Source organism: Streptomyces sp. CA-251247, from assembly GCF_050952975.1.
Taxonomy (GTDB): domain Bacteria; phylum Actinomycetota; class Actinomycetes; order Streptomycetales; family Streptomycetaceae; genus Streptomyces; species Streptomyces achmelvichensis.
The window spans coordinates 4495200-4514036 of record NZ_CP191861.1 but is presented as its reverse complement, the minus strand read 5'-3'; the positions used below and the strand labels follow the sequence as shown (position 1 = coordinate 4514036).

The 18837-nt window shown below is 73.4% G+C and carries 15 protein-coding genes; 6 read left to right on the top strand and 9 right to left on the bottom strand.

What is annotated here, in order from left to right; genetic code table 11:
- The first annotated feature begins 96 nt into the window (after positions 1–96).
- Together ACQPWZ_RS19935 and ACQPWZ_RS19930 are read left to right on the top strand one after the other, a co-directional pair.
- The gene (locus ACQPWZ_RS19935; protein ID WP_433572033.1) at positions 97–834 is read left to right on the top strand and encodes an ABC transporter ATP-binding protein; all 738 of its coding nucleotides are present in this window, start codon (positions 97–99) and stop codon (positions 832–834) included.
- The gene (locus ACQPWZ_RS19930) at positions 828–2933 is read left to right on the top strand and encodes an ABC transporter permease (RefSeq protein ID WP_433572032.1); all 2106 of its coding nucleotides are present in this window, start codon (positions 828–830) and stop codon (positions 2931–2933) included. The genes ACQPWZ_RS19935 and ACQPWZ_RS19930 overlap by 7 nt, the downstream gene beginning before the upstream one ends.
- Positions 2934–2977: 44 nt before the next feature.
- On the opposite strand, the gene ACQPWZ_RS19925 is transcribed toward ACQPWZ_RS19930, so the two are convergent.
- Together ACQPWZ_RS19925 and ACQPWZ_RS19920 are read right to left on the bottom strand one after the other, a co-directional pair.
- The gene (locus tag ACQPWZ_RS19925; protein WP_340474462.1) at positions 2978–3490 is read right to left on the bottom strand and encodes a hypothetical protein; all 513 of its coding nucleotides are present in this window, start codon (positions 3488–3490) and stop codon (positions 2978–2980) included.
- A 250-nt stretch (positions 3491–3740) separates the two neighbouring features.
- Positions 3741–4370: a lipoprotein gene (locus tag ACQPWZ_RS19920; protein WP_433572031.1), complete on the bottom strand. Its 630-nt coding sequence runs from the start codon at positions 4368–4370 to the stop codon at positions 3741–3743.
- Positions 4371–4528: 158 nt separating this feature from the next.
- Here ACQPWZ_RS19920 and ACQPWZ_RS19915 point away from each other — a divergent pair, with 158 nt between their 5' ends.
- Positions 4529–5098: a sugar O-acetyltransferase gene (locus ACQPWZ_RS19915; RefSeq protein WP_356703727.1), complete on the top strand. Its 570-nt coding sequence runs from the start codon at positions 4529–4531 to the stop codon at positions 5096–5098.
- Here ACQPWZ_RS19915 and ACQPWZ_RS19910 read toward each other — a convergent pair.
- Positions 5088–5996, bottom strand: coding sequence for an NADP-dependent oxidoreductase (locus ACQPWZ_RS19910; RefSeq protein WP_433572030.1), 909 nt, complete (start codon positions 5994–5996; stop codon positions 5088–5090). The two genes, ACQPWZ_RS19915 and ACQPWZ_RS19910, sit on opposite strands and share 11 nt — an antisense overlap.
- Before the next feature lie 126 nt (positions 5997–6122).
- Between ACQPWZ_RS19910 and ACQPWZ_RS19905 the strand changes: the two genes are divergently transcribed.
- Together ACQPWZ_RS19905 and ACQPWZ_RS19900 are read left to right on the top strand one after the other, a co-directional pair.
- Positions 6123–7388, top strand: a complete 1266-nt coding sequence (locus tag ACQPWZ_RS19905) for a LuxR C-terminal-related transcriptional regulator (protein ID WP_433572029.1) — start codon at positions 6123–6125, stop codon at positions 7386–7388.
- A 417-nt stretch (positions 7389–7805) separates the two neighbouring features.
- Entirely contained in the window at positions 7806–9491 is a 1686-nt protein-coding gene (locus ACQPWZ_RS19900) for a bifunctional 3'-5' exonuclease/DNA polymerase (protein WP_433572028.1), read from the top strand.
- A 64-nt stretch (positions 9492–9555) separates the two neighbouring features.
- On the opposite strand, the gene ACQPWZ_RS19895 is transcribed toward ACQPWZ_RS19900, so the two are convergent.
- From ACQPWZ_RS19895 to ACQPWZ_RS19875, 5 genes are all read right to left on the bottom strand, one after another.
- Positions 9556–10815 (bottom strand): hypothetical protein, encoded by a 1260-nt coding sequence (locus ACQPWZ_RS19895; protein WP_433572027.1) that lies wholly within the window; start codon positions 10813–10815, stop codon positions 9556–9558.
- 140 nt (positions 10816–10955) lie between these two features.
- Positions 10956–11468 carry a SigE family RNA polymerase sigma factor gene (locus tag ACQPWZ_RS19890; protein ID WP_327681770.1) on the bottom strand — a complete coding sequence of 171 codons (513 nt, stop codon included), beginning with the start codon at positions 11466–11468 and terminating at the stop codon, positions 10956–10958.
- Positions 11469–11599: 131 nt separating this feature from the next.
- Complete coding sequence (locus ACQPWZ_RS19885; protein WP_433572026.1) at positions 11600–13435, bottom strand: GMC family oxidoreductase N-terminal domain-containing protein; 1836 nt, start codon at positions 13433–13435, stop codon at positions 11600–11602.
- Complete coding sequence (locus ACQPWZ_RS19880; protein ID WP_433572025.1) at positions 13432–14895, bottom strand: hypothetical protein; 1464 nt, start codon at positions 14893–14895, stop codon at positions 13432–13434. Before ACQPWZ_RS19880 ends, ACQPWZ_RS19885 begins: the two co-directional genes overlap by 4 nt.
- Complete coding sequence (locus ACQPWZ_RS19875) at positions 14892–15578, bottom strand: FadR/GntR family transcriptional regulator (protein WP_405571614.1); 687 nt, start codon at positions 15576–15578, stop codon at positions 14892–14894. Before ACQPWZ_RS19875 ends, ACQPWZ_RS19880 begins: the two co-directional genes overlap by 4 nt.
- Before the next feature lie 616 nt (positions 15579–16194).
- Between ACQPWZ_RS19875 and ACQPWZ_RS19870 the strand changes: the two genes are divergently transcribed.
- A complete protein-coding gene (locus ACQPWZ_RS19870; RefSeq protein WP_433573842.1) occupies positions 16195–18105 on the top strand; it encodes an ABC transporter ATP-binding protein in 1911 nt (636 codons plus the stop codon).
- Positions 18106–18355: 250 nt separating this feature from the next.
- On the opposite strand, the gene ACQPWZ_RS19865 is transcribed toward ACQPWZ_RS19870, so the two are convergent.
- Complete coding sequence (locus ACQPWZ_RS19865) at positions 18356–18826, bottom strand: hypothetical protein (RefSeq protein ID WP_340474443.1); 471 nt, start codon at positions 18824–18826, stop codon at positions 18356–18358.
- Between the last annotated feature and the right edge of the window lie 11 nt (positions 18827–18837).

Genomic DNA, 18837 nt, shown 5'->3' with positions numbered 1-18837 from the left:
GCCTGCTCACCGATGATCCCAGGTAGGGCAGGCCCTACCTCCAGGACGCCCCTTGGTGGTCGTGAACCGCGGCCCGCGCCCCGGAAGCCTGGACGCATGACGACGACCTCTTCCGGCGCCGCCGTACGGCTGACCGCCCTGCGCCGCGTCCACCGCGATGTGACCGCTCTCGACGGTGTGGACCTCGCCTTTCCCGCCGGCTCCTTCACCGCTGTCATGGGGCCGTCCGGCTCCGGGAAGTCCACGCTGCTCCAGTGTGCCGCCGGGCTCGACCGGCCGACGTCGGGGAGCGTGGAGATCGGCGGAACGGCGCTCGACGGGCTGAGTGAGCGGCGGCTGACGCTGCTGCGGCGGGAGCGCGTGGGGTTCGTGTTCCAGCAGTTCAACCTCGTCCCGTCGCTGACCGCCGCGCAGAACGTCGCCCTCCCCCTGCGGCTCGCGGGCCGCCGGCCGTCCCGTGCGGAGATCGGCGAGGCACTGCGCCGCGTCGGTCTCGCCGACCGGGCGCGGCACCGGCCCGGCCGGCTGTCCGGCGGCCAGCAGCAGCGGGTCGCGATCGCCCGGGCACTCATCACCCGGCCCGCGGTGCTCTTCGGTGACGAACCGACCGGCGCGCTGGACACCGCGACCGGCCGCGACGTGCTGCGCATGCTGCGGGAGGTGACCGACGCGGACGGTCAGACCGTGGTGATGGTCACCCATGACCCGGTGGCCGCCTCCTACGCGGACCGGGTCGTCTTCCTCGTCGACGGCCGCCTCGCCGGCGAATTGGCCGCGCCGACCGCGGAGCGGGTCGCCGCGCACATGACGGGACTGGAGGCCGTGGCGTGCTGACCGTCGCGCTGAGCGCCCTGCGCACCCGCTGGGTCTCCTTCGCCGGCAGCTTTGTCGCCCTCGCGCTGGGCGTCGGGCTGCTGGCCACCATGGGTCTCGGGCTCGCCTCGACCGTCGGGGCGCCGGAACAGCCGCCCCGGCGCTTCGCCGCCTCGCCGGTGGTGGTGGCGGGCACGGACACCGTCACCGTCGATGGCGCCGGGCCGAAGAAGCTCGACCGTCCACACCCTGTGGACCTCGCACTGCTGCGTGATCTGAAGGCGCTGGGCCCGGTGACCGCGGACAACGCTCCGGACGCCGTCGGCATCGACGCGCCCGCCGACGCCGTGCGGAAGGTCGTCGGCGACCGGGCCCGCGTCCTCACCGGTGCCGACCGACGGCGGGCCGACCCGGAAGCCGCACGGGACGCGGAGGCTCTGACGACCGTCAACGCCCTGCTCGGCACCGCCGGCGGAGTCACCGCCTTCGTCTCGGTCTTCGTCGTCGCATCGACCTTCGCCTTCGCGGTGGCCCTGCGTGCACGGGAGTTCGGGCTGCTCAGGACCGCGGGCGCGACACCTGGCCAGATCCGCCGACTGCTGCTGACCGAGGCCGCCGGGGTCGGCGTGCTCGCGTCCGCCGCGGGATGCGCGCTCGGCGCGTGGGGAGCACCGCGGCTGGCGGAGGTGTTGGTGCGAGGAGACGCCGCGCCACCGTGGTTCGCCATCGGGGACGGGATCGTCTGGCCGTACTGGACGGCGTTCTCGACCGGCCTGCTGGTCGCGCTCTGCGGCGCGTGGGCCGCGTCCCGCCGCGCGGGGCGCATCGGCCCCATGGCCGCCCTGCGCGAGTCGGACGTCGACAGCGGTGTACTGACTCCGGTCCGCCGCATCGCGGGGTGCGCGCTGCTTCTCGTCGGCGCTGGTCTGCTCGTGTGGACCCTCGCCACCGACCCGTCGGAGCTGCTGAAACGCAAGACGTACACCACCCGGCCGATGGTCCTGATCACGGCCGTCGCCCTGCTCGCCCCGCTGCTCGTCCGGCCGTTGGCGCGGGCGCTGCCACTGCCCGGGGCCACGGGGCTGCTCGTGCGGGAGAACACGGCTGCCGCCCTGCGCCGTACGGCCGCCGTCGCCGCACCCGTCCTCGTCACGGTGGGCCTGGCGGGTTCGCTCCTCGGCACGGCGGAGACGGTCACCGCGGCGAAGGCGGCGGAGGCACGACGGCAGACGTCGGCCCATCTCGTCGTGACGGGCGAGGAGTTGCGGCCCGTGCGGGTGCCGGGGGCGACGGTCTCCGCGAGCGCGTCGACCGCCGTGTTCGTACGGGAGGACGGCGCCGCGCTGATCCGGTCCGACGCCCGCGCGGTATCGGACCCGGCCGCCTTCGCCCGTATCGCGCGGCTGCCGGTCGTCGCGGGCGATCCGCGCGACCTCGACGACTCCTCGATCATCGTGAACGAGGAGTGGGAGCGGAACACCGTCGGCGAGCGGGTGACCGTCCGACTCGGCGACGGGCGGCCCGCGTCGCTGCGCATCGCGGCGGTCCTGGCGACCGGAACGGGCAACAACGGGGCGTACATCACCGCGGCCAACGCGACCGCGGCACCCACCGACCGCATCGACGTACGGCTGCGGTCCGACGCCGCCGACCCGGCGGCGGTCCGGGAGGCGTTGCGGGCGAGCGGCGGCGAGGTGCGCACCGTGGACGCCTGGGCTGCGGCGACACATCCTCGCACCAGCCCGAAGACCCGCCTCGGGCTGCTGGTGGTGCTCGGCATCGCCGTCCTCTACACGGTGATCGCCCTCGGCAACACCCTGCTGATGGCGACGGCGGTCCGCTCCCGCGAGTTCGGCTCCCTGCGGTCGGCGGGCGCGACGCGGGCGCAGATCCTGCGGGTCGTGGCGGGCGAGTCGCTGTTCGCCGTCGGGATCGGCGCGTTGCTGGGAGCCGCCGTCACAGCGGTGAACCTCGCCGGGGTCGGGGCGGCACTGGCGTCCCTGTCCGCACCCGTCACGCTGACGGTTCCCTGGGGTACGACCGGTGCGGCGGCAGGCGTGTGCGCGGTCGTCGCGGTGGCCGCGGCGCTGCCGCCCGCGTGGGCGGCGACGCGCCGATGACGCACGGGGCGTGGGGCGAACACGGTCGCGGCGGGACGAGCGCTTCACACCCGGACAGGAACGAGCGCGGACCTGCGCCGGTGGTACGCGACCGCCACGTACACCAGCAGCGGGGGCCAGGCGATCAACGGGAGGTAGCAGACCAGGAGTAGGGCGTTCTGCGCCGGTGAGCCGATGGACCCTTCACCCAGCCCGGCGGCAGAGGCGTAGACCGCCCAGCCGAGCACCGCGATCAGCCCGGCCGCCCCCGCCAGCGCGGCGGTCACCGCCGCCGCCGGACGTACGCGGCGTCCGCCCAGCACGGGGACCCAGGCCGGCACGACCTCGCCCCACGACCGCACCAGTCCGAGCGTCAGCAGAGCAAGCGCCTCGGAGACGACGCTCAGCATGACGACGTAGACCCCCTGCCCCCAGTCGGGCACGGAATCCTCGGCCACCGGCAGCCCGGCGGCGAGGGCCAGCCGCCACAGACCGGACGGCAGAGTGATCAGCGGTACGGCGTGGGCGGCGACGGCGACGCGGTACGGAACATTCGGCAGAGCTCGGATTTTCGGCATGTGTCGAGACTCGCCGGGGCGACCCGTCCGTCGCGTCGGCGCCGAGGAGAGTCCTGATCCGCCGTACGGGGGAGGCCGGGCGGTACCGGAGGCGGGCGTTGTGCACCCCGACGACGAGCCAGGGCCCGAACCGCGCGTGCGTACGCCAAGAACCGGGCCCGGACCGCCTGTTCAGGCACCGGCCCGACAGCGCTTCCTCTGCCCGACAGCGCTCCCTCTGTCCGGCAACCCGCCCCGGCCGCCCGCCCGTTCAGACCCCGTGCACGCTCTTCTTCGCCAGCTCGTACGCCGGCAGCATCTGCTCGTGCTCCTCGCTGTCCATCCCGCCCAGGTGCAGCACGACCAGACCCCGCGGGGCGGCGAAGGCGAGCGCCCGTTCCTTCTTCGGCGCGTCGAGGAACTCGTCGGTGTTGAGGTAGGTCACCTCGGCCGCCGCGAAGCCGCCCACCGTGGTCTTCGTGTACGCGACGTCCTTCTTGCTCTTGGACTCCTCGGCCACGAAGGCCTCCAGCGCCGCGCGCGGATCCGTGGACCCCGCGCCGCCGGTCCACACCCGCAGATAGCCGATGTTCCCGGCCGGCTTGGCGTCGATCTCACAGACGAGGGTCACCGGGCCGTGCTTCAGCGCACCGAACTCGGCGTCGATCCTGACCGCTTCCGGCGACCAGCCGGAGGCGAGGTCGAAGGCGACGGGCAGCACACACGCCGAGCCCGTGCCTCCGATCGAGCCGCCCTTCGCGACGGTTCCCGCCGGGGCGCCCGCCTCGCTCTTCCCTGTCGCCGTGCTCTTCGCCCCGGCCGCGGGCGCCTTCGGCTCCTGCTCCGCACATCCCGTCACCACACCCAGCAGCAGCGCTGCCGGGAGCGCTCTCGCTCCCACGCGCCGCACCACACCTCGTACCACGAATCCCCACCCCTGGTTCCGTTCGGACCGACATGATCGATCCTAGAGAGGCCGTCGGACCGCATGGGATCCGGGAGGCCGGGAGGCCGGACTGCACGGGATCCGGGTGGGCCGGGAGGCCGGGAGGAGCTGACGTGGGCGAGAACAAGGACCGCATGCTGGCCGGTGAGTGGTACCTCCCGGACGACCCCGAGCTGGGGGCGGACACCGAGCGGCGCTTCGCGCTGTGCGCCGCCTACAACGCGAACGGCGGCGCTGCGCCCGCGGACCGGGCGCGGATCCTGGCCGAACTGCTGGGCTCGGTGGGCGAGAACGTGAACATCCGGCCGCCGTTCCAGTGCGACTACGGCCACCACATCTCCATCGGGGACCGGACGTTCATCAACTTCAACGCGGTCTTCCTGGACCCGGCGCCGATCACCGTCGGCGCGGACGTGCAGATCGGCCCGAACGTCCAGCTCCTCACCGCGACCCATGAGATGGACACCGAGCGCCGCCGCGCCGGCTGGGAGCGGGCCGAGCCGGTGACCATCGGGGACAACGTCTGGCTCGGCGGCGGGGTGATCGTCTGCCCCGGTGTGACGATCGGCGAGAACACCGTCGTCGGGGCCGGCTCCGTGGTCACCCGGGATCTCCCGGCCGGGGTGCTCGCGGTCGGCAGCCCGGCCCGGGTGGTCCGCACCCTCACGGACGCTACGGAGTGATCACGATCTTCCCGGGCGCATGACCCGTCTCGCTCAGCGTCTGCGCCTTGGCCGCCTCCGCCAGCGGGAAGGTCTCCACGATCGTGACGCGCAGCGTGCCGTCGGCCGCCAGCCGGGCGTGCTCGGCGAGCGCGGGCTCGGGTGCCTCGACGCTGTTCGCGGAGAACGTCACCCCGTAGGTGCCCGCCTCCGGATCGGCGATGGTGACGATCCGCTCGGTCGTACCGCCGCGCAGCTCGATCGAGTCGGGCAGCGCGCCCTTGCCCGCCGCGTCGAACACGGCGTCCACACCCCGGGGCGCCACCGCGCGTACCCGTCCGACGAGCCCCTCGCCGTACGCCACCGGGGTCGCACCGAGACTCCTGACATAGCCGTGGTTGGCCGGGGACGCCGTGCCGACGACCTCCGCACCCGCCGCCACCGCGAACTGCACGGCCGCCGCGCCGACCACGCCCGCGGCGCCGTGCACCAGCAGGGTCTCGCCGGAACGGACACCGAGCAGGCCCAGTACCCGCCCGGCGGTCTCGGTCGCGACGGGCAGAGCGGCCGCGGCCGTCCAGTCGAGACCGGCCGGCTTGTGCACATAGGACGAGCTCAGGGCGTACTGCGCATACGCGCCGGTCACGGTCCACCCCAGGACCTCGTCACCGACCACGGCGTCCGTGACGCCCTCGCCGACCGCATCGACGGTCCCGGCGAACTCCGCCCCCGGGGTCGCTGGCAGCGGGGTCGGGAACACCGCCTGCATCCAGCCGTTGCGGATCTTGTGGTCGAGCGGGTTGACGCCCGCCGCCGCGACCCGGACCCGCACCTGGCCGGGTCCGGGCTGCGGCTTCGTGGTCTCCACGAGGCGCAGCACCTCGGGTCCGCCGAACTCCTCGAAGACGATCGCTTCCATGTCTGGCTCCTTCCGCCGGAACCAAGCCTTGCTCGCGGGACGGCCGGGCCCGGCCCGCCCTTGGGACGGTTGGACCTGGCCGAAAGGACAGCCGGCCCGGCCGGCCCCGGTCGTACGCTGGCACCCATGGAACTCACCGGGTCCGCGTCCGCCGTGCCCGCGCTGGCCGCCGCCTACGACGTGGTCCGGCAGCCGCTCGGGCAGATCCTGCCCCGCCTGTCCCGGGCGCTGGGCAGTGTCGTCCCCCATGTGGCCGCGGCCGAACTGTCCACGCACTGCGCGCACTCCCCCTTCAAGACGGCCGGTGACAGCGCGCAGGCCGGGCGGATCAGCGTGGCCGAACTGCATCCCCTGGCCGCCTCCGTCACGGCGGGTGAGCCCTGGCAGGGCACCGTCCGGATCGGCGGGGCCGAGCACCCGGTGCTGGCCGTGACGAGCGACGCCACTCCGCGCGGGGCTCTGCTCGTCCTCGTACGCGGCGACGACAGCCCGGTGGCGGAGCAGGACTCCGCCGTCGTCCAGGCCCTGTGGGACCTGGTGACCAGCCACTTCGACCGGCTCGCCACCGAGGCGGTGCCCGGGCCGCTGGCCCAGTCGCGGGCGGCCGCGGGTGAGCGGGCACGCGTGATCGCCGAGCTGACGGAGGCGCACGCCACCGCGCTCTCCGGACTGCTCGGGGTCCTGCGAAGCCGCGGCCTGGACGATGCCGCGGCCCGCGCGGCCGCCGTCGACCTGGCGGTCAACGCCCTGGTCGATCTGCGCTCGGAGCGCGAACTCGACCAGGCCGTCGCCGAGGAACCCGCCGGTCAGGCCTTCGCCCGCCTCGCCGACTCGCTGCGGCCGATGCTCCGCTACAGCCCGGTCCGGCTGGAACTGGGCGCGCCCGACTCGGCGCGGCCACTGGCCAACGACGTGGCTCACGCGGCACGCGCCGTCGTCCGGGCCGTGGTGCTGACCGTGCTGGAACAGGACGGGCTGAGCCGGATGCACGTCGGCTGGACGCTCACCGAGAACGAACTGCGCGCGACGGTACGGGACGACGGCCCGGGCAGGATCTCGTCGTGCACGCTCGGACCGCACCGGGTCACCGAACGTCTGGAGGCGCTGGGCGGCCGGCTGGACATGGACGCGGTCCCGGGCTGGGGCACGACGGTCACGGCGACGATCCCGCTGGGGACACCGCAGTCGTCCCCCGAGGATCCGCTGGGAGCGCTCGGGGCGAGGGAGCTGGAGGTGCTGACGCATCTGGCCCGGGGGCACCGCAACCGGGTGATCGCGCAGGAGCTGCACATCAGCGAGTCGACGGTGAAGTTCCACGTCGCGAACATCCTGACCAAGCTGGGAGTGGCCTCGCGGGGAGAGGCGTCGGCGCTGTTCCACACGGTGGCGTAGGTCAGTCGGGGCGACCTGCCCGAGGGGGGTTCCTCGCGGCGGCCCGGGGGTGGTTCGGGCGCAGGTCGGCCCGGGGGTGGTTCGGGCGCAGGTCGGTCCGGGGGGGTGGTTCGGGCGCAGGTCGGTCCGGGGGCTCGTTCGGGCGGCGGTCGGTCCGGGGGCCGGCTCGGGCGGCGGTCGGTCCGGGGGCCGGCTCGGGCGACGGTCGGTCCGGTCGGGCGGTGAGGCGGGGGCGTCCACTCGGCGGGCCCGGGGGCCCGTTCGCGCGACGGTCCGCCCCGGGCCGCCCCGGGCCGCCCCGGGCCACGGTCCTTCCCGGGCCACGAGTCGATCCGGGTCCGGCCCACGGGTCGATCCGGGTCCGGCCGCTCGGCGGGTCCGCGGCCGTTGTCACACCCGCCTGCCACACTCGAATCCATGAGCGACCGATGGGCTCTGGCGGCTGCGGAAGGCGGCGGGGCGCAGCTCGTGCCCCTCGGCCCCGGCGGCCTGCCCGCCGGGCCCGTCCTCACGGAGCCCGACCTCGCCGAGGCCGTCCGCTCCCGGCCGAAAGTCGGGCGCTGGGTGTGGCGCTCGACCGCCGACATCTACCCCGGTCTGCTGTCCGCCGGCGTCCGGGTCGAGCGGTGCTACGACATCGAGGACGCGGAGCTGCTGCTCCTCGGCCACGAGGGACGGCTCGGGGAGCCCCACTCGGCGGCGGCAGCCCTGGCCCGGCTGCGCAAGGGCCCCGTACCTCCCGATCCGCCTCCGCGCGCCGCCGAACCGGGCTCGCAGTCCTCGCTGTTCGAGCCCCAGCCGGTGCCCGTGCCGCTGGAGTCCCTGCTGGAGGTGTACGCCGACCAGCTGCGCCGGCACGACGCCGCCGAGCACCCCGGCCGGATGCGACTGCTCACCGCCGCCGAGTCGGCGGGCATGCTCGTGGCGGCGGAGATGAACCTCGCCGGGCTGCCGTGGCGGGCCGACGTCCACCGCGGCGTTCTGCATGAACTGCTGGGCGAGCGGTACGCGGGCGGCGGCGAGCCGCGCCGGCTGGCCGAGCTGGCGGACGAGGTGTCGGCCGCGTTCGGCCGGCGGGTGCGTCCCGATCTGCCCGCGGATGTCATCAAGGCCTTCGCCCAGGCGGGCATCAGGCTGCGGTCGACGCGCCGCTGGGAACTGGAGGAGATCGACCACCCGGCCGTGAAGCCCCTGATCCAGTACAAGAAGCTGTACCGGATCTGGGTCGCGCACGGCTGGAGCTGGCTCCAGGACTGGGTGCGGGACGGCCGCTTCCGGCCCGGGTATCTGCCGGGCGGGTCCGTCTCCGGCCGCTGGACGACCAACGGAGGCGGCGCCCTCCAGATTCCGAAGGTGATCCGGCGGGCGGTGGTCGCTGACGAGGGCTGGCGGCTCGTCGTCGCGGACGCCGACCAGATGGAGCCGCGCGTGCTGGCCGCCATCTCGCGCGACCCGGGTCTGATGGACGTCGCCGGCCACGACGGCGATCTGTACTCGGTCCTGTCCGACCGCGCCTTCTCCGGCGACCGCGACCACGCCAAGGTGGCTCTCCTGGGCGCGATCTACGGCCAGACCTCGGGCGACGGACTGAAGAACCTGGCGGCCCTGCGGCGCAGATTCCCGCTGGCGGTGGCGTATGTGGACGATGCGGCCCGGGCCGGCGAGGAGGGCCTCCTCGTCCGCACCTGGCTCGGCCGCACCAGCCCGCGCGCGGCCGGCGCGGCCGAGGCCGACGAGGCGGGCATCCCCCAGGAGACCACGGAACAACCGTCCCAGGAGGGCGAGTTCACCCCGGGCTACGCCTCGTCCAACGCCCGGGCGCGCGGCCGGTTCACCCGCAATTTCGTGGTGCAGGGCAGCGCGGCGGACTGGGCACTGCTGCTGCTCGCGGCCCTGCGGCAGGCGACCGCGGGCATGCGCGCGGAGCTGGTCTTCTTCCAACACGACGAGGTGATCGTGCACTGCCCCGCGGAGGAGGCGGAGGCGGTGGCGACGGCGATCCGCGAGTCCGGAGAGCTGGCGGGGCGGATCGCCTTCGGGCAGACGCCGGTGCGGTTCCCGTTCAGCACGGCGGTGGTGGAGTGCTACGCGGACGCGAAGTGACGCCTCACCGCGGCCGCGCGCCGACTGACCGGCAGCTGGGGGACGGAGGACCGACCGGGAGCCGCTACTTGAGCGTCTGCCACACCTCGTCGGTCGCGATCGCGGACAGCTGGGCCTTGGTGAACGGAGGCACGGAGACCACGGGCGGCTTGTGCGGATACTCCGCGTTGTAGGACGTGACCGTCACCCGCAGGCCCTTCGCGGTCACGGTTTCGGCCGTCCACCCCACGGTGCCCGCGTGCTTGCCGGCCTCGTCCCGGGTCACGACCTTGCCGCCGTCCGGGGCGCCGTGGCCCAGCCGCACCCTGAGGAACGTCTTGGTGTTCGTCTTCTTGTCGCGCACGATCACATAGCCTTCGTCACCGCCGCCGCCCTGGCCGACCGCCGCGTGCCCGGCGGGCACCAGGCCGCTGAGCGTGTCGAAGACCTCCCAGCTGTTCTGGACGGGGCGCGGGCTGGTGAACGCCTCGGCGTCCATGACGCCGTACTTGGTGAACGCCCCCTCCACGCTCGCCGCCAGCTCGTCCAGTTGGAGAGGGCTCAGCGGGGGTTCGTTCCGGGTGGGAGTACCCGTCGGGGAAGGCGCGTTGTACTCGACCGCCTGAAGCACGTAGCCGTCCGCCGAGAGCCGGGTGGACTTCCAGACCTTCACCCCCGCGGATCCGCCGCCCACATGGCCCTGCTCGTTCTTCTCACCGAAGGCATTGACCTTGCACACGGAACCGGGCGTGGTCTTCGGGCACTTCAGCGACTGCCGGACCTTCGGATCCTTGGGGTCGACGCGCCGGGCGGAGATGGAGACGAGCGAGGCCCCGTAGCTGTCGTCGTAGACGAGCGAGGCATCGGCCGCACCGGGACCGCCCATGTTGCTGGTGCCCCGCTGCTTGCTGAACTCCCCTTTCGGAAGGACCGGGAGACTGATCTCGAGCAGCTTGATCATCTGGTCGGCGTGTGCCCGCATGAAGGACGTGGGGTCCTCCTTGGGGCCTTCTCCGCCGGAGGGGCCCGGGGTGCGGGATGCGCCGTGCTGCGGCGCCGAGGAGTGCGTCCGCGTCGGCGCCGCGTCGGCCACCGCCGCGCTGTCGTCCCCGGATCCGCCGCTGACATACACCCCGGCCGTCCCCAGCGCGGCCAGCGTCAGCACCCCTCCGGTCAGGACCGTGGCACAGCGGCGGGCAACCTTGCGGCGGCCCCGGAGTGCCCCCGCGGTGAGCAGGCCCCGCCGGTCGGCGACGAACGTGCCACCGGTGCGCCGCATGATCTCACCGAGGTCGTTCTCGAAGCGGGTGTCGGGTGTGTCTTCGGTGTCGTTCTCGAGGGGCATGGCGGTTCACCATCTCCAGTCGGCGCCGGTGGGCCGGAGTTGAGGGAGGTCTTGGCTGGTAGGGATACGGCGGTGGAATCGTGACGGCGGTGCAGACGGAACACCTGGCCGAGGCATCGACAGCGAAGGCCGGCGAAGGCTCAGGTGGCGGCGACGAGTTCGGCGAGACTGCCGCCGAGCTGGGCCCGTAGCCGTGCCAGCGCCCGTGACGCCCGGGTCCGTACGGCGGCCGAGCTGACGTTCATGGCGTCGGCCGTCTCCTCGATGCTGCGGTCCTCCCAGTAGCGGAGCACCACCACGGCCCGGTCCTTCGGCGGCAGTTGCCCGAGCGCCTGGAGCAGCGCCAGCCGCAGCAGCGGATCGCTTCCCGTGATGACCGGGACGTCGGGCAGATCCGCCACCGGCCGTTCGTCCGCGGAACGCCTGCGCCGGTAGGTGAGGAAGGTCCGCACCAGAACGGTCTGGGCGTACGCGGCGGGGTTGTCCACCTGGGAGATCCGCCCCCACTTCAGGTACATCCGGCCCAGTGTCTCCTGCACCAGATCCTCGGCGAGGTAGGTGTCACCACTGGTGAGAAGGCATGCGGAACGAAACAGATGTCCCGTGAGCCCGCCTGCGAACTCCATGAACCCGTCCTCGCGGGACTGTCTCATGCCTTCCCGTCCCCCCTGTTTCCCACCGCGATCGAAGGGCTCCGGCCCCCCACCTCATCGACGCGCCACCCTGGGCGAAATGTTGCACCGCCTTCTTCCCGGGTGGTGGCGGGGGTGCCTCCATCCGCGGTTCACCCCTCCAGATACGCCTCCGTCACCGCCAGTGCCGCCGCCATGATGCTCAGCTGCGGATTGACCTCCGGGCAGCCCGGCAGTACCGAGGCGTCGGCGATCAGCACGCCCGTCACGCCCCGCAGCATCCCGGTCTCGTCCGCCGGGGCACGCTCCGGGCTGCTTCCCGCCGCGACCGTTCCCGTCGGGTGGTACGCCGACAGATGCAGCTGCCGGGCCGTCACCCCGGCGAGGACGGCGTCCAGCTCCGCGAGGCCGCGGGCCCGGGGCGCGGCGGGGATGCCCGTGAGGACCTCCTCCGCGCCCGCCGCGAACAGGAGCCGGCCCATCGCCCGTACCGACCGCATGAGCCGGCCGGCGTCCCGCCGGTCCAGGTCGTAGCGGATCAGCGTGCGGTCGCGGCCGATGACCCGGCCCGAGGGGCGGTCGGCGATCATCGCGCCGAGGGTGGCGAGGCGGTCGGTGGCCTCCAGTTCGCGGCGCAGTTCGCCGCCGAGGCCCGGGAGGACGAAGGAGCCCATCCCCGGCGGGGTCGCGGTCGCCTCGATCAGGACGCCGCCGTCGTGGAGTTCCTCGACGCCGACGCTCTGGAGGACGCCCTCCCACGCGGTGACCGGCTCGGCGAAGCGCCCGGCCACGCTGGTGGCGGGGTGAACGCTCAGGTTCCGGCCGAGGCGCGGATGTCCGCCGAGTCCCGAGCGGCGCAGCAGCGGCGGTGACTGCAGGGCGCCCGCCGCGACGACCACCAGCGGGGCGAGGATCTCCAGCTCGCCGCCGTCCTCGCGGCGTACGAGAACTCCCGCGGCCCGCGCACCGCCCGGACGGTCGGCGTCCACCAGGATCCGCCGGACCCGGGCGCCCGTGACGATCCGCGCGCCCGCGGCGCACGCATCGGGCAGCACGGACAGCTGCACACTCTGCTTCGCGCCGGTGGGGCAGCCCACCACGCACTGGCAGGAGCCCTTGCATCCGGGGGCGTTGCGCCGAAGCGGCGAGGCCGCCCAGCCGAGGGCCTCGGCGCCGGCGAGTGCGAGCCGGCCGTTGTTGCCGAGGACGTCGAGGGGCTGCGGCGCGACCCGCAGTGTGCGTTCGGCCTCGTCGAGACAGGGACCGAAGCGCTCCGCGGGCGAGAAGCCGAACTCGCTCGTCCAGCGGTCGAGCACATGGTCCGGAGTGCGGTAGCAGGTACCGGAGTTGACGACCGTCGTACCGCCGACGGCGCGGCCCACCGGCAGCAGCAGGGGCGGGTTCCCAAGCGCGACCGTGGCGCCGCCGTCGCGGTAGAGCTCGGCGAACCGGTCGAGGGGGGTGCGGCGGCCGAAGGAGGCCGTGGAGTGGTGGTGCCCCTCCTCCAGGACCACCACGTCGAGGCCCGCGCGGGCGAGTGTCCGCGCGGCGGTCGCGCCGCCCGCCCCCGAGCCGATCACCACGGCGTCGGCGGTCGACCGGGCCGGCCACTCCCCGGCGGGTGTGCAGTCCAGGGGCGGATCCTCGGGTGCCGGGAAGCGCGGCCGGGCGCCCTGGTGCAGCATCCGCTCCGTGCCCGCGGCGAGCAGGACCGGCACCTTCAGGACATCGAGCAGCGGCAGCAGCGCGGGCCGGGCGCCGAGCGATCCCAGCACCGATTCCCGTTCCCTCACGGTCAGTTGGGCGAGTCTGCGCCCGTCCCGTGCCAGGGCGTATGCGTCGAGGGCACCGGCCGCCGCCCGCAGTCCGGCGCGCGCGGGCAACGGCATCGAACCGAGGACGGTCTCCAGCCGCCGGGGCACCCGCGCGGGCCACCCCTCGGTGCCGTCGTCGGCGATGAGCGCGGCCACCAGACCGTCGAGGCTCATCGGGTGCCCACCTCGGCGTGCGCCGTACCGTCGAGGTGCCACTCGCGCTCCGTACGCCAGCCGCCCCACCACCGTTCCAACAGGACGTGGGCGTCGGCGCGTTCACTGTTGCGGCAGACGGCCTGCGCGCCGTCCGGGTCGGTGTACCCGAGCGCGAGGGTGCGCTCGTCGGGCTGGGTGACCTCGACCCGGATACGCCGCAGCCCGGCGCGGCCGGTGACCGTCCAAGTGGGCAGGCCGATCTGCGAGCGGAACCGCCCGAGCCCGCCCCAGCCGACCGCCGAGCGCTCCGCCCGCCGCGGCCAGGTCCGGCCGGCGCGGCGCAGCCGCAGAAAGACCAGCGGCGGCAGCCGGCGCAGACCGGGGCGCCGGGACACGGCGGTGACGATCTCCAGGACGTCTCCGCCGCCGAGGTCGGCATGCAGCCAGGCCCAGCGGTGCGCGTTGCCGTGGCCGTAGATCCGGGCGGACGCCCCGGGTGCGCCGGCCAGTTGCAGGGTCGTGCTCCCGTACGAGACGGTGCCGCCGTACGAGGCGCGCGCGGCCGGGAGGATCTGGGCGGCCGGCAGCAGCGGGCGGCGCCAGGACCAGCGGGGAAAGGTGAACAGGGGTGTGTCGGCCGCCTGTTCCGTCAGATCCCAGCGCAGCTCGCCCGCCGAACCGGTCAGCCGTCCGGGCACGGCCGAGATGCCGTCGGCGCTGAACCCGTGCTCGCCGCCCGCCCACTTCTCGGGGCCGAAGCGGGCGTGCCGTACCGGCTCGTCCTTGGGGAAGACCGCGGCCCAGCCGTGGGCATACGGCTCCGATCCGTCGGCGGGCGCGGTGAGTTCGTGGTGGAGCCACAGTCCGGTGCCGGTGGCCGGGTCGGTCGCCGTGGTGTACCAGACCTCGGTACGGCCGGGCTCGCCCCGCCACCGCGGCGCCATCAGACCGCCCCCGTCCGCAGCGCGGGGGAAGCGGAAGCCGGCGAGGAAGGGCAGCAGGCCGGTCGCCACGGGGAAGCGGAGCGTCCCCTCGCCGACCGGGGCCCCGTCCTCGTGGAGCGTGAGGGGCAGGACGGTCATCGACTTCACCGGGCGGCGCGGATTCACGGACTTCCAGCCGTCGAGGGTGAGGCGCCGGCCGTCGGCGGTGAAGGAGAGCCGGTAGCGGATGCGCCGCCTGGCCAGCGGCGATATCTCCAACTCCCCTGCGGCGGCGGGATCGTCGGCCAGCCCGGCGATGCGGACACGGCCCGAAGCGTGCGCCTCGGTGGTGCCGAGGGGGCGCAGCACGTGGTCGGCCGTGACACGCAGGTCGAGCCGGATCGGGCGGCTGCGGTCCTCGCCGTCGAGGCGGACCGTGCCGAGCATGGTCTCGCTGAACGACGTTCCCCGTGAGCTCGTGCCGGGGGTGCGTGTGGTACCCGTACGAGATGCACGGGTGCCGGTGTGCGGTGTGCTCCTGCGCGGTGTACTCATGCGAGTCCCTCCAGCATGATCCGTTCGGTGGCCGTCAGATATGCCTCGGCCGCCCGCCTGGCGGCACTCTCGTCACCGGCCGCGACGGCCTCGACCACCGGCGCCAGCCGGCCGTGTGCCGCCCGCGGTTCGGTGAACGGGCCGACCAGAGCGGCCCGTACGGGCACATAGGCGTTGAACAGGGTGTTGGTGAGCAGCACATAGACGCGGTTGCCGGTGGCGCGGGCGAGCGCCCGGTGCACGTCGATGTCGGCGAGCTGGACCGCGTCGCCGCCCTCGGCCGTACGCACCGCCTCCAGCAGCTCCCGCAGCTCGGCCCGCTGCTTCCCGGTGGCTCTCCCCGCGGCACGTTCGGCGATCAACGCGCCGATGCTGCGCCGGACTTCGAAGATCTCACCGATCCAGTCGGGACTGTGCCGCACCAGCATCGGCAGCAGATCGGCGCCGCCGAGCCGTGCGTAGTCGCGCACCCGGGTGCCGACCCCGTGCCGGGTCTCCAGCAGCCCGGCCTGGACGAGCCGGCCGAAAGCGTGCTTGAGGGTGGTGCGGGTGACGCCGTACCCGTCGGCGAGCTGCCGCTCGGGCGGCAGATAACTGCCGGCGGGGTGGCGTCCGTCGAGGATGTCCTCGCGCAGCCGGGACTCCAGGACGTCGACGATGGTTTCGCGGGGCAGTGCCTCCACGAGATCCCTCCCCGGGATTGAGTGGCTCAGTGGATGAGCCACTCAACCAATGTCGGGTCACCGCCGTCAATGGCCCGGACAGCACCTGCCGTTGAGGAGCCCTCGGCGCAATCCCCGAATCGGGTACGGATGACCGTCCGGGTGATTCGAACTGTGCATCACGGCCGGCCCGCCCGGACCCCACGGGCCCACCGGCCGCATGATCGAACTTTTGCTCGGCATGCACCCCGTTACGCCTCGCTGATCAGCAGCGTTGGTCAGGCTCCAGCGCAGCACCCGACGGCCGAGGAGAGTTGATGCATCCCTCTACCCCTGTGTTCGGCGTTCACCTGGCGTTCGAGTGGGACAGAAAGGAACTCCTGGGAGCGGGGTGGCGCGCATGAGGCGCCGCTCGGCCCGCACGGCGGACACATCGGCGGGTACCACCGACACCACGGGCACCTCCGACACGGCGGGCACCACGGACACCACGGGCACCACCGACACCACGGGCACCACCGACTCGACGGACGCTTCGTCGGACGGCTCGACAGACACATCGACGGGCGCATCGGCGGACGCGGAGGACGTGTCGGAGTCCGAACGCCTCCTCTTCGGCGGCCCCCTCCGCTACGACATGGGCTGGAACCAGCATCACGGCTCCTTCCTGGAGCTCGGCCTGCGCACGATGGTGGCGCGCATGCCCCGGCTGATCGCCTCCACGATCCGACTGGCGCACCGCGCCGACCCGCGCGCACTGCGCTGGGTCGCCGGCGCGGAACTCGGCGGCGGCATCGCCCAAGCGGTCGGGCTCGTCGCCGTCAGCCAGGTCCTCACGCACGTCCTGAACGGCGGCAGGACCAGCGAACGGCTCACCGATGCCCTGCCCGCGTTCCTCGCCGTCGCGATCACGGCCCTGATCGGCGCACTGCTGCGGTCCGCCTCCACCGCCGGCACGGGCCGGCTGGAGCCCAAGGTCTACCGGGTGGCCACCGAGGAGTACCTGGAGCGGGTGGCGCGCGTCGAACTGGCCGCCGTGGAGGACGAGGAGTTCCACAAACTGCTGGACTCGGCGCAGTGGGGCGCCGAGTCGGCCCGCCGGATGATCAAGTTCTGTACGTCGGTGGTCACCGCGGCCATCTCGTTCATCGCCGCGGCGGGCGTACTGACCGTGCTCCACCCGGCCCTGCTTCCCCTCCTCGCCCTCATGACCCTGCCCAGCGCCTGGAGTTCACTGACGATCGCGCGCCGGCGCTACATCTCCTTCCACACCTGGATCCAGCACGCCCGCGCCGGACAGCTCCTCGGCCGTCTGCTCATCGACGCCCAGGCCGCGCCCGAGGTACGCGTCCACAACATCGGCCCGTTCCTGCTCAGGCACTTCCGGACGATGGCCGAGACGGGCGAGAAGGAACAGACCCGCCTGGCCTCCCTCGCGGCCCGCACCGGCCTGGTCGCCTCCGGCTGGACGGGCATCACCACCGCGGCGACGTACGCCACCCTCGGCGCACTGCTGTGGACCGGAGCCATGGACCTGGCCGTCGCCGGCACCGCGGTCATCGCCGTCCGCACGGGCTCCGCCAACCTCGAAGGGCTGGTTGTGCAGCTCAACTTCCTTTACGAGGAAAGCCTGTTCGTCGCCGACCTCGACCGCCTGTGCCGCGAGGCCGACCGCCGTCTGATCCCCGCGGCCGGACTCCCGCTGCCGGACAAGGTCCGCACGATCCGCTTCGAGAACGTCTCCTTCACCTATCCCGGCACCACCGACGACAAGCCGGCGCTCATGGGCGTGGACGTCACGATCCCCGCCGGCCGGATCGTCGCACTGGTCGGCAACAACGGCAGCGGCAAGTCCACCCTGGCCAAACTGCTCTGCGGCCTGTACGCCCCGGACTCGGGCCGCATCCTGTGGGACGACGTGGACACCACCGAGGCCGACCGGACCGCGCTGTTCGACCGTGTGGCGGTGGTGGCCCAGGACTTCTACCGCTGGCCGTTCACGGCCCGTATCAACGTGGCCATCGGCCGCCCGGAAGCCCCGCACGACGAACCGCTGCTGGACGCGGCGGCCGAGTACGCGGGCGCCGACGAGACGGTGGCCTCGCTCCCGCGCGGCTGGGACACCCTGCTCGCCCGCGGCTACAAGGGCGGCCACCAGATCTCGGGCGGCCAGTGGCAACGCCTCGGCATCGCCCGCGCCCGCCACCGCGACGCCCAGATCCTGGTGGTCGACGAACCGACGAGCGCACTGGACGCGGAGGCGGAACAACGGGCCTTCGACCAGATCCGCGCGCTGTCGGCGAAGGGGCAGACGGTCATCCTGATCACCCACCGCCTGCACAGCGTCCGGCACGCGGACGAGATCTACGTCCTGGACGAGGGCAGCGTGACGGAACACGGCTCGTTCGACGAGCTGATGGCGGTGGAGGAGGGGGCGTTCCGGAAGATGTACCTGATCCAGTCGAGGCAGTACGTGCACGAGGGACCGGCACAGGTCCCGGGGCAGCGGGGGGAGGGTGTGCGGGAGGCGCCGGGGCGGGGGGACTGAGCCCGGCGGGGGCTGAGCAGGCTGGTCCGGCTTCAGCGCCGTGATGTGCTGGTGCGCGCGCGGGAGGACACCGAGCGCCGCCGCCGCAGGGCCCGGACCAGCCGTCGGCACCCCGCTTCAGACGCTCGCGGGCTGCTGGCCGGAACGAGGTGCCCGGCGAGCGGGGATTCCTCGATCCCGGGGAGGAACCCCGCCGGCACCTGCTCGCGGCCATGAGCCAGTGGTGAGCCAGTCGTATGTCAGGCGTTTGTCAGTTGTAGTACTGCTCGCCCGCGACCAGGACCGAGGTCACGTGGATCGGAAGCCCTTGTGCGGTGCGGGGCACCTCTTGGCTGGTCTGCCGGGTGAAGCCGAGGGAGACGCCGGGAATGTAGGGGTACTCGGCCTCCGAGGTGTTGACGGTCCAGCCACGCTCGGCCGCCCGGCGGAACAGGTCCTCGGCGGGGGTGGCGAAGACGTCGTCGCCGTCGAGCAGGACCCGCGCGTCCGCCTCCCGGCCCTCACCCGGCCACCACAACTCGACTGCGGTGACTGCCTTGCCGGAGTCCTCCAGCAGGATGTTGACGCGCACATTGCCGCAGGAGGTGTAGATCGTCCTCTCGTCGTCGTCCTGCTCGACCTCGTGGGGTCCCCACGGGGACACCGCCGCGACCGCTTCGTCGAGGGACATTCCCAGCCGTACAGGGCCGGCGCCGTGGGGCGGGTCCAGAACAATGTCCACAGGTGCTCCTT

Coding starts and splice junctions, on each gene's coding strand:
- ACQPWZ_RS19935 (WP_433572033.1), top strand. CDS start 97: ATGACGACGACCTCTTCCGGCGCCGCCGTACGGCTGACCGCCCTGCGC.
- ACQPWZ_RS19925 (WP_340474462.1), bottom strand. CDS start 3,490: ATGCCGAAAATCCGAGCTCTGCCGAATGTTCCGTACCGCGTCGCCGTC.
- ACQPWZ_RS19910 (WP_433572030.1), bottom strand. CDS start 5,996: ATGGAAGCGATCGTCTTCGAGGAGTTCGGCGGACCCGAGGTGCTGCGC.
- ACQPWZ_RS19905 (WP_433572029.1), top strand. CDS start 6,123: ATGGAACTCACCGGGTCCGCGTCCGCCGTGCCCGCGCTGGCCGCCGCC.
- ACQPWZ_RS19900 (WP_433572028.1), top strand. CDS start 7,806: ATGAGCGACCGATGGGCTCTGGCGGCTGCGGAAGGCGGCGGGGCGCAG.
- ACQPWZ_RS19895 (WP_433572027.1), bottom strand. CDS start 10,815: ATGCCCCTCGAGAACGACACCGAAGACACACCCGACACCCGCTTCGAG.
- ACQPWZ_RS19890 (WP_327681770.1), bottom strand. CDS start 11,468: ATGAGACAGTCCCGCGAGGACGGGTTCATGGAGTTCGCAGGCGGGCTC.
- ACQPWZ_RS19885 (WP_433572026.1), bottom strand. CDS start 13,435: ATGAGCCTCGACGGTCTGGTGGCCGCGCTCATCGCCGACGACGGCACC.
- ACQPWZ_RS19880 (WP_433572025.1), bottom strand. CDS start 14,895: ATGAGTACACCGCGCAGGAGCACACCGCACACCGGCACCCGTGCATCT.
- ACQPWZ_RS19870 (WP_433573842.1), top strand. CDS start 16,195: ATGGGCTGGAACCAGCATCACGGCTCCTTCCTGGAGCTCGGCCTGCGC.